Origin of the sequence: Xanthomarina spongicola (assembly GCF_003148645.1) — a bacterium.
GTDB lineage: Bacteria > Bacteroidota > Bacteroidia > Flavobacteriales > Flavobacteriaceae > Xanthomarina > Xanthomarina spongicola.
The window spans coordinates 368,906-382,317 of the sequence record NZ_QGGP01000001.1 but is presented as its reverse complement, the minus strand read 5'-3'; the positions used below and the strand labels follow the sequence as shown (position 1 = coordinate 382,317).

The 13,412-nt window shown below is 32.4% G+C and carries 13 protein-coding genes; 4 read left to right on the top strand and 9 right to left on the bottom strand.

Features of this window, described 5'->3' with window-relative positions; genetic code table 11:
* Nucleotides 1-19: 19 nt before the first annotated feature.
* The 9 genes from LX78_RS01695 to trhO form a co-directional block, all read right to left on the bottom strand.
* On the bottom strand, nucleotides 20-676 hold the full coding sequence (locus tag LX78_RS01695; RefSeq protein ID WP_109680904.1) for a CoA transferase subunit B: 657 nt from the start codon (nucleotides 674-676) through the stop codon (nucleotides 20-22).
* A gap of 87 nt (nucleotides 677-763) precedes the next feature.
* Nucleotides 764-1,465: a CoA transferase subunit A gene (locus LX78_RS01690; RefSeq protein ID WP_109680903.1), complete on the bottom strand. Its 702-nt coding sequence runs from the start codon at nucleotides 1,463-1,465 to the stop codon at nucleotides 764-766.
* Between the two features lie 74 nt (nucleotides 1,466-1,539).
* Nucleotides 1,540-3,882 (bottom strand): penicillin-binding protein 1A, encoded by a 2,343-nt coding sequence (locus tag LX78_RS01685; protein WP_109680902.1) that lies wholly within the window; start codon nucleotides 3,880-3,882, stop codon nucleotides 1,540-1,542.
* Nucleotides 3,883-3,886: 4 nt separating this feature from the next.
* Nucleotides 3,887-4,372 (bottom strand): gliding motility lipoprotein GldH, encoded by a 486-nt coding sequence (locus LX78_RS01680; protein WP_109681349.1) that lies wholly within the window; start codon nucleotides 4,370-4,372, stop codon nucleotides 3,887-3,889.
* The gene (locus tag LX78_RS01675; protein WP_109680901.1) at nucleotides 4,362-5,534 is read right to left on the bottom strand and encodes a PSP1 domain-containing protein; all 1,173 of its coding nucleotides are present in this window, start codon (nucleotides 5,532-5,534) and stop codon (nucleotides 4,362-4,364) included. The genes LX78_RS01680 and LX78_RS01675 overlap by 11 nt, the downstream gene beginning before the upstream one ends.
* A gap of 163 nt (nucleotides 5,535-5,697) precedes the next feature.
* Nucleotides 5,698-6,702, bottom strand: coding sequence for a radical SAM protein (locus tag LX78_RS01670; protein WP_109680900.1), 1,005 nt, complete (start codon nucleotides 6,700-6,702; stop codon nucleotides 5,698-5,700).
* A gap of 15 nt (nucleotides 6,703-6,717) precedes the next feature.
* Nucleotides 6,718-6,948 (bottom strand): ferredoxin, encoded by a 231-nt coding sequence (locus LX78_RS01665; RefSeq protein ID WP_109680899.1) that lies wholly within the window; start codon nucleotides 6,946-6,948, stop codon nucleotides 6,718-6,720.
* Nucleotides 6,948-8,192, bottom strand: a complete 1,245-nt coding sequence (locus tag LX78_RS01660) for a peptidase U32 family protein (RefSeq protein WP_109680898.1) — start codon at nucleotides 8,190-8,192, stop codon at nucleotides 6,948-6,950. Before LX78_RS01660 ends, LX78_RS01665 begins: the two co-directional genes overlap by 1 nt.
* An 11-nt stretch (nucleotides 8,193-8,203) precedes the next feature.
* On the bottom strand, nucleotides 8,204-9,277 hold the full coding sequence (gene trhO, locus LX78_RS01655) for an oxygen-dependent tRNA uridine(34) hydroxylase TrhO (RefSeq protein ID WP_109680897.1): 1,074 nt from the start codon (nucleotides 9,275-9,277) through the stop codon (nucleotides 8,204-8,206).
* 465 nt (nucleotides 9,278-9,742) lie between these two features.
* On the opposite strand from trhO, the gene recA reads away from it, so the two are divergent.
* The 4 genes from recA to LX78_RS01635 all read left to right on the top strand — a co-directional run bounded on the left by recA (nucleotide 9,743) and on the right by LX78_RS01635 (nucleotide 13,410).
* Complete coding sequence (gene recA, locus LX78_RS01650) at nucleotides 9,743-10,750, top strand: recombinase RecA (protein WP_109680896.1); 1,008 nt, start codon at nucleotides 9,743-9,745, stop codon at nucleotides 10,748-10,750.
* 99 nt (nucleotides 10,751-10,849) lie between these two features.
* On the top strand, nucleotides 10,850-11,245 hold the full coding sequence (locus LX78_RS01645) for a hypothetical protein (protein WP_245881454.1): 396 nt from the start codon (nucleotides 10,850-10,852) through the stop codon (nucleotides 11,243-11,245).
* 27 nt (nucleotides 11,246-11,272) lie between these two features.
* The gene (locus tag LX78_RS01640) at nucleotides 11,273-11,815 is read left to right on the top strand and encodes an RNA polymerase sigma factor (RefSeq protein ID WP_109680894.1); all 543 of its coding nucleotides are present in this window, start codon (nucleotides 11,273-11,275) and stop codon (nucleotides 11,813-11,815) included.
* Nucleotides 11,815-13,410, top strand: a complete 1,596-nt coding sequence (locus LX78_RS01635; RefSeq protein ID WP_109680893.1) for a porin family protein — start codon at nucleotides 11,815-11,817, stop codon at nucleotides 13,408-13,410. Before LX78_RS01640 ends, LX78_RS01635 begins: the two co-directional genes overlap by 1 nt.
* The last annotated feature ends 2 nt before the right edge of the window (nucleotides 13,411-13,412 follow it).

Genomic DNA, 13,412 nt, shown 5'->3' with positions numbered 1-13,412 from the left:
TATCGACAAATGGAATTCGTCACAGACTCATTTCAGGAATATCTCCTTCAACAATTAACGTTCCTTCCGTAGTATTCTTAATATCTTCAACAGATATTCCTGGAGCACGTTCTAATAATTTAAAACCATTATCTGTAACCTCAAGTACTGCAAGATTGGTGACAATCTTTTTTACACAACCAACTCCTGTTAATGGTAAACTACAACGTTTAAGTAATTTAGATTCTCCAGCTTTGTTTGTATGCATCATAGCAACTATAATGTTTTCGGCACTTGCAACTAAATCCATTGCTCCTCCCATGCCTTTTACCATTTTACCTGGAATTTTCCAATTGGCTATGTCGCCATTTTCAGAAACTTCCATAGCACCTAGAATGGTTAAGTCTACATGTTGACCACGAATCATAGAGAAACTCATTGCAGAATCGAAAAAACTTGCACCTGGTAATGTTGTTATAGTCTGTTTTCCTGCATTTATTATATCTGCATCTTCTTCGCCTTCAAAAGGGAATGGTCCCATTCCTAAAACACCATTTTCACTTTGGAATTCGACTTCTATATCTTCTCTAACATAATTAGCCACTAATGTTGGAATACCAATTCCAAGGTTTACGTAATAGCCGTCTTTGACTTCTTTTGCTATGCGTTTTGCTATTCCTGTTTTATCTAAAGCCATAATTTATTTTTATTTTAATCAGACACTTCGACTGCGCTCAGTGTGACATATCATTTTAATTTTAGGCACTTCAAGTACTTATAATTTTTAACTTTTTTGTCTAACTGTACGTTGTTCAATTCTCTTCTCGTAAATTTCACCTTGAAAAATACGTTGCACAAAAATTCCTGGAATATGAATTTGATTTGGATCTAGAGTTCCAACAGGAACCAATTCTTCTACCTCAGCAACCGTTATTTTTGCTGCTCCACACATGGCAGGATTAAAATTTCTAGCTGTTCCTTTAAAGATTAAATTTCCAGCAGCATCGCCTTTCCAGGCTTTTACAAAAGAAAAGTCGGCTTTAAAGGCATGTTCTAAGACATACATTTTTCCATCAAATTCTCTGGTTTCTTTGCCTTCAGCAACTTCGGTTCCATAACCTGCTGGTGTGTAAATAGCTGGAAAACCAGATTGTGCAGCACGACAACGTTCTGCTAAAGTACCTTGTGGAATCAATTCGACATCTAATTCTCCAGACAGCATTTGTCTTTCAAACTCGTCGTTTTCTCCAACATAAGAAGAAACCATTTTTTTTATTTGCTTTTTATGAAGTAGTAAGCCCAAGCCAAAATCGTCCACGCCTGCATTGTTTGAAATACAAGTCAATCCTTTAAGGTTTAATTTTACAAGTTCGTTAATACTGTTCTCTGGAATACCACAAAGTCCAAAACCACCAAACATAAAGGTCATATTATCTGAAACACCTTGAAGAGCTTCATGAACATTAGCCACTTTTTTATTAATCATGTTACTATCATTTTTTGTAGTGGAAAAATACGAAATAAAAAAGCCATTCTAAAAAGAATGGCTTTTGTTTTTTTTTAAAAATCCAATTCATCTGGCACTTCAACGTCAGGCATATTAGGATCGGAATTTTCATCAGGATTGTAGTTTTCACAATCTACTTCAATTGAAAGCTCTAAAGGTTTCTCGAAATCTGCTTTAGAAATCTCCAAATCTTCATTTTCATAACAACTCTTCATATATAAACCCCAAATTGGTAAAGCCATTGCTGCTCCTTGCCCATAAGTAATGGTTCTAAAATGTGCTGCTCTATCTTCTGCTCCAACCCAAACACCAGTAACTAAATTTGGAACCATACCCATAAACCAACCATCACTTTGGTTTTGTGTAGTACCAGTTTTTCCTGCTATTGGGTTTTTAAATTCATATGGATAACCAGTTATTATCTCTCTATAATCTGCTCTATAAGCGTCTGCTCCTTTTGTTCTTAATCTGACACCTGAGCCTCCTTCTGTTACACCTTCCATTAATTTAACTGTTACATATGCTACTTCTTCGCTTAAAACATCTCTTGCTTCTGGAGTAAATTGATATAAAATAGTGCCATTTTTATCTTCAATATGAGTTACCATAACTGGTTTTGTATAAACCCCTTTATTAGCAAAAGTGCTATAAGCTGCAACCATTTCGTACACGCTTAAATCGGCTGTCCCTAAAGCGATAGAGGGCACAACTGGAATCTCTGCTTCAACACCTAGTTTTTTTGCTAGATCTACTACAGGTTGTGGGCCAACTTTATCCATTAATCTAGCTGTAATTGTGTTTACTGAATTAGCTAATGCATTTTTTAAAGTTAGTGTACCTCCATATTGAGCATCGGAATTTCTAGGAGTCCAAGGTTCTGGATTTCCAAATTTCTCAGCTTCTATAGTTATTTGCGTATTTGGTAGCTCATCACAAGGAGATAAATGTAATTGGTCTATTGCTGTTGCATACACAAAAGGCTTAAAAGTAGAACCTACTTGTCTGCGACTTTGTTTTACATGGTCGTATTGAAAATGTTTGTAGTTTACACCTCCAACCCAAGCTTTTACATGTCCTGTTTGTGGATCCATAGACATCATGCCTGTATGTAAGAATGCCTTATAATAACGCATAGAATCCATAGGTTTCATAATGGTGTCTATCTCTCCTTTCCAAGAAAAGAGTGTCATTTGTGTTGGCTTATTGAAGGAAGCAATTATTTCATCTTCATCTTTCTTTAAATCATATTTCATATGCCTCCAACGCTCGCTCTGTTTCATAGAGCGTTTCATTAATGCATCTATTTCAGATTGGCCTAATTCTAAAAATGGTGCTGTAGGATTTCTATCTGGTGTGTTTTGATGATTGAATTCTGCTTGAAGCCTTGGCATATGTTGTTGTACAGCATCTTCGGCATATTGTTGCATTCTGGAATCAATAGTTGTAAATACTTTTAAACCATCTCCATATAAATTATATTTTTCGCCATCTGGTTTTGGATTATTCTTTATCCAATCTTTCATAAAGCCATCTAAATAAGCTCTAAAATATGTTGCTATGCCATCTCGATGCGATTGTGGAGAATACCGTAATCCTAATTCTGTTTTTTGTAGTGAATCTTTAACTTCTTCAGTAATAAAATCATATTTTTCCATTTGGTCTAAAACCACATTTCGTCTGTTTTTAGTACCAACTGGGTTTCTATGGTCTCTAGGATTATAGAGAGATGAGTTTTTAAACATGCCTACCAGCATAGCAGATTCTTTAATATCTAACTCTTTAGGCTCTTTATCGAAGTAAATACTAGCTGCCGAACGGATACCATCGGCATTATTACCAAAATCGTAGATATTAAAATACATGGCAATAATTTCTTCTTTGGTATATTGGCGTTCTAATTTAATGGCAATAATCCACTCTTTTAATTTTTGGGTAATCCTACTTAATGTGCTTGTAGATGCTACACCAACAAATAATTGTCTTGATAACTGCTGAGAAATAGTACTAGCTCCACCTTTACTTCCTAAAAACACAAATGCTCTAACAGTTCCACGAGCATCAATACCAGAATGCTCGTAATAACGAACATCTTCTGTTGCAATTAAAGCATCAACTAAATGTTGTGGCAAATCGTTATAACCAACTGGTGTTCTGTTATCGTTAAAATAAAATTTTCCTAAAGTTTTTCCGTCTGAAGAAATAATTTCGGTAGCCAGATTTGTTTTAGGATTTTCTAAAACTGTATAATCTGGTAGCTCTCCAAAAGCTCCCCATGATGCTAATAAAAAAATCAGTGCTACAAATAGAGTGCCTGTAATAAATAATTTCCAGAACCATCTTACATAGCTGGAAAAATCTTGATTATTTTTTGTTTGTTTCTTTTTTACTTTAGCCATAAATTTATTCTGCAGCTGGTTTTTCAATTCTAAATCCTATATCTGTAATACCTTCTAGGTTAACAACACCATTTACCTTACCATTTTCCCTCATGGCTTGTTGAATGTTTACTTTGTATTCTCCAGATTCACTAAAGACTACATTTTCTTTGTACCACAACTTGTTTTCTTTTACCTCAGCAAATCCTGTGCCTAAAAACTCGCCATTTGGTTTGGCCATTCTATATTCCAGTGTGTCTTTAATAGTTTTTCCATGTGGAAATTTCATCTCAACAATTAAAAATAAGTTACTATACTTATAGTCGTTGTTGTTTCTAAGGTTTACATATAAGTTATACGAATTTAATGTGTCTGGTGGATGTATTTTAAAACTAATAATTGAATCTTTATGCCATTTGTTTGGAACTGACTTATAGGTATCAAACACTTGTTTAGAATCGCAAGAGACTATTATTATTGCAAGAAGGATAAACAAAACACTATTTCGCATTTTTTTTACTGTTTTGTGGATTTCTCTTCCTTTTGTTCCTTCTATTGTTTTTGCTTTTTCTATTTGGTGCTTTTGAGTCAAATCTTGTTAAACTATCTTGTCCTACAACGTTTTCAAATTCGGTTTTAGTATTCTCAATTAATTCTGAAGCATATTCTTCTAAGCTAGCAACTTTCTGTTTATTCTTATTTAACTCTAAAATTTCTATAGCCTGATCTTTTGTAATTACATGCCAATTACTCCATTCACCTTCATAAGCAAACCACATATGACCTTTAAAAATATCTGTTTTCTGACAAACTGCAGTCCCTTTTTCAGTGTATAATTTAATGTCTGATTTAGGGAAATCTTTAAGAGCATCTAAATACGTATCTAATTCATAATTTAAACAACATTTTAATTTACCACATTGTCCTGCTAGTTTTTGTGGGTTTAAAGATAGCTGCTGGTATCGTGCAGCCGAAGTACTAACCGATCTGAAGTCTGTTAACCAGGTAGAACAACATAATTCTCTACCACAAGAGCCAATACCTCCAAGTCTTGAAGCTTCTTGACGAAAGCCAACCTGCTTCATTTCTATACGTGTTTTAAACTCTCTAGCATACATTTTAATAAGCTCTCTAAAATCAACACGTTCTTCGGCAGTGTAGTAAAAAGTTGCCTTACTACCATCTCCTTGAAATTCGATATCTGAAATTTTCATTTGCAATTTAATATCTATAGCAAATTGACGAGCTTTAACTTTCATTGGCTCCTCTTTGTCTCTATAATCAGACCAAATATCTATATCTTTTTGAGTAGCTTTTCTGTAGATTTTTAAAATTTCCTCGTCATTTTCAGAAACTTTTTTACGTTTCATTTGAACTCTAACAAGCTCTCCTGTAAGTGTTACCATGCCAACATCGTGACCAAATTGAGCTTGAGTAGCTACAATATCTCCAATACTTAACGTTAAATTTTCAGTGTTTTTATAATAGTGTTTTCTCCCGTTTTTAAAACGTACTTCCACCCAATCGAAAGGTTTTTCACCATTTGGGAGTGACATATTTGAAAGCCAATCGAAAACTGTTAATTTGTTACAACTATCTGTTCCACATGTGCCATTATTTTTGCAACCTTTAGGTTGTCCATCTTTACCAGTTGAGCAACTGTTACAACTCATAAGTTTTATGTATATATTGATTCTGAAGCCCTTAGACAACAGAAGAAAATTAATAAAAATATTTTTGTTTAAGTAATTTCCACATTTGTAGAAAATACAACTCAAAGTAAATACTTTGGATTGTAAAGGTAAGATTATTTACGGACTTTAAAATAAGCTTTTTTTAATTAAACTCAACTTCGTAATTTAATCTATTTGAGAGGGATTTTAATTCTTTTTCAGATTTAAATATGTTCGACCATAATAACTTACCCCAGCCAATTTTTTGGGAATAGACATTAAAGCTTTCATTATTCCAATCGAAACCATCTTTCCAAAATTTTTGTGGAGACACATAACAAAAGGTATAGTCGAAAATTAAACTAGATGCATTCGTACTTTGGTCTTTAGGAATAGTATTTGGCGCTAATAAGGTGATGTGATTTTCCTTACACTGGGTTCTAATGTCTTTAATTAATTGAGGATATTCTGCCCGAATACTATCTAAATCAAAATCGTTATATTCGGTATTACCTATTTTCTGGATAGGACGAATTTGAAGAATATCGAAGCTTTCGCCATTAAAATGTTTGAAAAAATCAGCTAGTTCGTAAAAATTATCTTTGTTGAAGGTATAATTGATTCGAACTTTAAAATCGTACTGTTTTTTTAATTTTTCAAAGGCTTTAAAAGCATTATGAAATTTTTCATAACTGGCTTTTTGCATGAAATTTTCATAGCTTTCTTTATGAACTCCATGAAGCGAAATAGTGAACTCATTCAAACCAGCTTTTAAAAGCGCTTCAATTTTTTCTTCATCTAATAAATTGGCATTGGTAGTAATGGAAATATATGGCACATTATAAGCTTTTCCTAGTTCTACAACTTTCACTAAATCTTTATATAATGTTGGCTCAGTACCACAACCAATTTGAAGTTTTAAAGCGCGTTTAAAAATGGTTTTTGCTACTTGATTTAGTTCGTCTTCTTTAAATTGGCCTTTTAGGGTTTTAACATAATCTGCATCTGTAAAATAACACATTTTACATCTTAAATTGCAGGCCATTACTGGATCTATATTTACAGCTAAATAGCGTTGATTAAACTTATGCAACAGATAGAGCCCAAGAAATTTAATTCTATGACTTTTTATCTTTCTATTAAGTTGTAACAACTTGTAAATATTCATTCTATTATTTATTAATCAATTTATTTTAACACTAATAATATTCACTGGACAGGCTTTTGAAGCATTTTCGCAAGCTTCCAAAATGTTAAAATCGTTTGATTTTAAAGTGAAAAATCCTTTCTTCTCAATTCCATGTAACAAAACCGTTTTTCCGTCTTTTTTTGACATCTGGAATTGGCTTGGTGCCATTTCCACGCAGTAGTTACAGCCAATACATTTATTGCGTTGTAAGGTAATAATTACCATTAGGCTTCTACTTTATTTTCAACAATTTTATACAATTTATCTGATGGTCTTATTCTAAAATCGATTGGGATAGTTACCAAATCGCCTTTAGAACCTTTATCAGATTTCAAATCGTTTACCATCATGTCTGTCACTTCCATTTCTTTAGCTCCAGTTGTTGGACCAGTAACTAAAATAGTGTCTCCAACAGTAATATCGAAGGCTTCAATTTTAAATTCGGCAATTTTTGCTTTTGGATAAAAGTGTGTGCCTTTTCCTAAATACACTTTCTTTTGTGTGGCATGAGATCCGGAACCTGTACTCCATTCGCCTAATTTCTGCCCTAAATAATAACCACTCCAAAAGCCACGATTGTATACTTTTTCCAATTCTTGCATCCAAGAAATTACTTTTTCTTTGCTGTATGTTTCATTTGCAACACTATCGATAGCATCGCGATAACATTTAATTACTTTAGCTACATATTCTGGTGCTCTTCCACGACCTTCAATTTTCAAAACTTTAATTCCTGCATCTACAATCTCATCTAGAAAATCGATGGTACATAAATCTTTTGGAGACATAATATATTCGTTATCCAACTCCATTTCAAAACCAGTTTCCTGATCGATAACTGTATATTTTTTTCGACAATTTTGTTTACAAGCACCTCTATTTGCTGAAGAGTTATGTGAATGTAAACTCATATAACACTTCCCAGAAACTGCCATACACAATGCGCCATGACCAAAGATTTCAATTTCTATCAATCTACCTGAAGGCCCTTTTATTTGCTCTTTTTCTATGTGTTCGGTTATTTTTTTTACTTGTCTTAAACTCAATTCACGACTCAAAACCATGGTGTCTGCAAACATGGCGTAAAATTTAACCGTTTCAATATTCGTGATATTTAATTGTGTAGAAATATGCACTTCCATACCAATCTCTCTTGCTGAAGCAATAACAGCCTGATCCATAGCTATAACAGCTGTAATATTAGCTTCCTTGGCTTGTTTCAGTAAAGTTTTTACAATGGATAAATCGTGATCGTAAATTATGGTATTTAATGTTAAATAGGTTCTAACATTTTTGGTTTCACAGCGTCTTGCAATTTCAGGCAAATCGGCAATGGTGAAATTTAAGGTTGCACGAGCTCTCATATTTAGTTGCTCTACTCCAAAATAAATGGAATTTGCACCATTATCTAATGCTGCTTGAAGCGATTCGAAATTTCCTGCAGGTGCCATTAATTCTATATGTTGCATAACTATGGCTTTTAAGAATTAGTGCTTTTAAAATTTTCAAAGATGTTGCGCAAATCCTTTTTATAAGGTAAATGATCGGCTCTTCCTTTCTTAAAGATATCGTTGCTATTGCCTTGACCTTTTCGTAAGGCTTTCTGCTCTTCGTAAGATAAATGAGTTATTTCTTGACAATTTGTAGAACAGCAGTTCTCCATTTTTTCCTTACAAGCATCACATTGAATAAATAATAAATGACAAGCTTCGTTTGCACAATTAGTATGCAAATCGGCTGGTTCTCCACATTGATGGCAATGTGCAATTACATCATCGGAAATACGTTCTGAACGACGTTCATCGAACACAAAATTTTTGCCTATAAATTTATTTTCAAGGCCTTTAGCTTCTACTTGTCTCACATAATTGATGATACCTCCTTCAAGTTGATACACGTTTTTAAATCCTTTATGTTTATAGTAAGCACTTGCTTTTTCGCAACGGATTCCACCAGTGCAGTACATGACTAGTTTTTTATCTTCTTTGTGTTCTTTTAAATCGGCTTCAATAATGTCTAAAGATTCACGAAAGGTATCCACATCTGGAGTCACAGCATTTTTAAAATGGCCTATTTCACTTTCGTAATGATTTCTCATATCTACCAAAACCACATTTGGATCTTCAATAAGCTTATTAAATTGTTCAGCTTCTACATGAATGCCTTTATTGGTTACATCAAAAGTGTCATCGTTTAAACCATCAGCTACAATTTTATCGCGCACTTTTACTTTCAGCTTTAAAAAAGAAAAATTATCATGTTCAATGGCAATATTTAATCTTACATTTTCTAAAAACGAAATAGTGTCTAAATGATTTTTAAACAGATTAAAGTTATCTGCAGGCAGAGAAAGTTGGGCATTTATGCCTTCGTGAGCGACATAAATTCTGCCTAAAACATCAAATTTATCCCAAGTAAGAAATAGGTGATCTCTAAAAATGTCTGGGTTGTCAATTTTGGCGTATTTGTAGAAAGAGATGGTCAAGCGTTCTTTTCCAGCTTGCTCAATAAGTTCTGCTCTTTCTTTAGCGCTTAAGGTATTGTACAGTTGCATGCTATACTAATTATTTAAGGTTAAAGATTATTCTAATATAATTTGATGCAAATGTAGTGTTTTTTATGAGTTTATGAATTTGTATAAATCAAAAAGCACTTTATAAAATTTATAAAGTGCTTTAAGTAGACTAACTCGTTATTAATATTTTTTAATTTATTTTCTAAATCGAAAAAACATTTTTACGAGTTAACCTCCATCGGCTTTACAGTTGCTATTTATAAATATAGCCACTGAAACACCTAGTGCATTAATACATTTTTTAAAAAATTTCATAGCCTATACACTTTTAAGTTAAAACTATTAATTTGTTTAAAAGTGAGTTGTTTTTTTCTTTTTCACAGCTAAATTTTCCCCACTTTATATAGTAGATGCAAAAAGTATAAAAAGGTTGCGTCATAAAATTGTAAAGTGAAAAAAGAAGTAGTATTTTAGCATCACTTTCACAAGATAAAATATAGAGAAATGAGCAACGAAAAAGAAGCAAAATTAAAAGCACTTAAACTTACTTTAGATAAATTAGATAAAGCATACGGCAAAGGAACAGTTATGAAAATGAGCGATCAAGCAGTAGTTGATGTTGATGCCATTTCATCTGGTTCATTAGGTCTAGATATCGCTTTAGGAGTTGGTGGCTACCCAAGAGGAAGAGTTATAGAAATTTATGGGCCTGAATCCTCAGGAAAAACTACATTAACTTTACATGCCATTGCCGAAGCTCAAAAAGCTGGTGGTATAGCAGCATTTATTGATGCTGAACACGCTTTCGATAGGTTTTATGCCGAAAAATTAGGCGTTGATATTGATAATTTAATTATTTCTCAACCCGATAATGGTGAACAAGCGCTTGAAATTGCAGATAATTTAATTCGATCTGGTGCTATAGATATAGTAGTTATCGATTCTGTTGCTGCTTTAACTCCAAAAAGTGAAATTGAAGGCGAAATGGGAGACTCGAAAATGGGTTTACATGCACGTTTAATGTCTCAAGCTTTAAGAAAGCTAACAGCCTCAATTAGCAAAACAAATTGTACAGTAATATTTATTAACCAATTACGTGAAAAAATTGGTGTGATGTTTGGAAACCCAGAGACTACAACTGGTGGAAACGCATTAAAATTCTATGCTTCTGTTCGTTTAGATATTAGACGTTCTACACAAATAAAGGAGACAGATGGGAATGTTACTGGAAACAAAACCAGAGTTAAAGTAGTTAAAAACAAAGTAGCTCCACCTTTTAAAATGGCAGAATTTGACATCATGTATGGTGAAGGTATTTCGAAGGTAGGTGAGATTTTAGATATTGCTGTCGAGTTTGAAATTATTAAAAAAGCTGGCTCTTGGTTTAGTTATGGTGACACCAAATTGGGTCAAGGTAGAGATGCTGTTAAAGCATTAATTAAAGACAATCCAGAATTACAAGATGAACTGGAACTTAAAATCAAAGAGCAACTAAAAGCAAATAAAGAATAAACTTTTAAACCTTAAAATCCCGAAATTTTCGGGATTTTTTAATATCTCACGCAACCTTTTTATACTTTCTGCATCTACAAGTTAAATATGTGTTTTTTAATGAAAAAATTAATAGCCTGTCTATTCGTATTTTTATTTTTTTCTTGCAGCACTAACGATGATAGTACTCAAGATATTTATTACGAAATTTTACCTGTAGAAAGTGCTGTTTTACCAGATGAATTCCAATTAGGTGAAGTCTATGAAATTACTTTAACCTATATTAGACCATCGACTTGTCATGCTTTTAATAATATGTATTATTTAGAAGAATTAAACGAGCGTACTGTTGCTGTAGTAGCATATGTAATTTCTGGAAATGGTAACTGTCAACCAACAGATATTGAAGCAGAAGCCTCGTTTGATTTTAAAGCTGAAGATAGTGGATCTTATGTTTTTAAATTTTGGCAAGGTGGAGATAACTATTTGGTTATTGAAGTTCCAGTAGTAGATTAAATTAAGTTAAATTAATACGTATTTCATTTGGGTTTAAAACAACTCATACAAAAATGTAGTAATAATGATACTCAAGCACAAAGTGAATTATATCAACTCTTTTCGAGTAAATTGTTTTCTGTTTGCTTAAAGTATTGTAAAAACTATGCTGAGGCAGAAGATAATCTGCAAGATAGTTTTGTGACTATTTTTAGCAAAATATCTCAGTTTAATAACAAAGGTTCTTTTGAAGGCTGGCTTAAGAGAATTACTATTAATACAGCATTACAGCGTTATAGAAAACAAGGTGTTTTCGAAATTATTGACGACAGTAATATTGAAGATGTTGAATTAACTGTTGAAGAAGATGATATCTCTTTAGAATTTCTTCTCCAAATAATTCAAGAATTACCAGATAGATACAGATTGGTTTTTAACTTGTATGTGTTAGATGGTTTTTCGCATAAAGATATTGCAGAGATGCTTTCTATAACAACAGGAACATCTAAATCTAATTTGGCTAGAGCTAGAAAGATTTTAAAAGATAGAATTGAAGATTATAAAACAAGCTTAAAATCACAATCATTATAATGAGTGATAAAAAACATATAGATAGAATTTTTCAAGAAAAATTCAAAGATTTTGAAGTTTCACCTAAACCAGAAGTTTGGAATGGCATTCAAAATAAACTAAACCAACAAGAAAAAGACAACAAGAAAATCTTCCCATTATGGCTTAGACTTGCTGGAGTTGCAGCTTTGTTGCTTTTAATGTTTACAGTTGGTAGTTTGGTTTTCAATAACACTACAGAAAAATCAAATAACACCAAAGTAGTAGATACTGAAAAAAGCACAAAAGACACAACAAGTCCATCTTTAGAAACAGATATAAATTCAACAATTGTAAACTCTAATAACACTGATAACAATTTAGAAACTGATTCAAATTCCCAATTAAACAGCAACTTAAACAATCCACTAGAATCTTCAAATAATACTCAGATAGCTTCAGAAAATACTACAGAAAGCATCCATTCGCTAAAAAATATAAATGCTTCTAAAAACAATTCAAACACTACGCAATTAGAAAACAAGACGTCTCTAAATAATTCTAATGATACCAGAATTACACAAAATATAGATTCAAAAAATAATTTGGATACCAATGCTAGTCCTACTAAAATAGATAAGAAGAAAAACATTGAAAACAGTAATAGAATAGCAGAAACCCAAAATACCGAAATAATTAACGAATCAAATTCTATTCCTGAATTTGATGATGAAAAGGCTGTAGACCAAATACAACAATTACAAAATAACGCAACTGAAAATGGAGTTGCTGAAGAAGAAAATACAGAAGCTGAAATAGAAGAAACTGTTGAAGAAGAACTAAACAAAACAGATCTTACCATTGAAGAAGCTATTGCAGCAAACGAAGATATTATTGAAAAGGAAGAAGAAGAACTAATAAACAGGTGGCAAGTTTACGCAAATGTTGCGCCTGTTTATTATAATTCGATGGGAAAGGGCTCGCATATTGATGGTCAATTTTCAAACAACTCTAAAACTGGCGAAGTAAATACAAGTTATGGTGTTAATGTAAGCTATAATTTAAATAAAAAGTTATCTATACGTACTGGAATAAGTTCTTTAAACTTGAGTTATGACACTAACGATGTTATTTTATATGAAAATATTTCTGGTAGTATTCCTGCTACTAATCCTTTAAAAAATATTAATTTATCAAGTGGAAACGAATCCCTTACAGCCTTAAGTGCAGATAATATTGGTGTTTTTCAGGTAGATAATGCCTTAAGTCCACAATCCAATGCTGCCATAAGTCAACGTATTAGTTATTACGAAATTCCAATGGAAGTGAATTATAGAATAGGAAATAGAAAACTAGGCTTAAATGTAATTGCAGGATTTAGTTCATTTATTTTAGATGACAACGAAGTTTTCTCCGAATTAAAAGATGAAAAAACCTATATAGGAGAAGCAAATAATATTAAGAGTTTTAGTTTTAGTACCAATTTTGGTGTTGGGCTAGACTATAAATTTTCAGAAAAAGTTAAGTTTAACTTAGAGCCTACTTTTAAATATCAAATCAATGCGTTTGAAAATACATCAGGTAATTTCAATCCATACATTATTGGTATTTATACAGGATTAAGTTATAAATTTTAGTT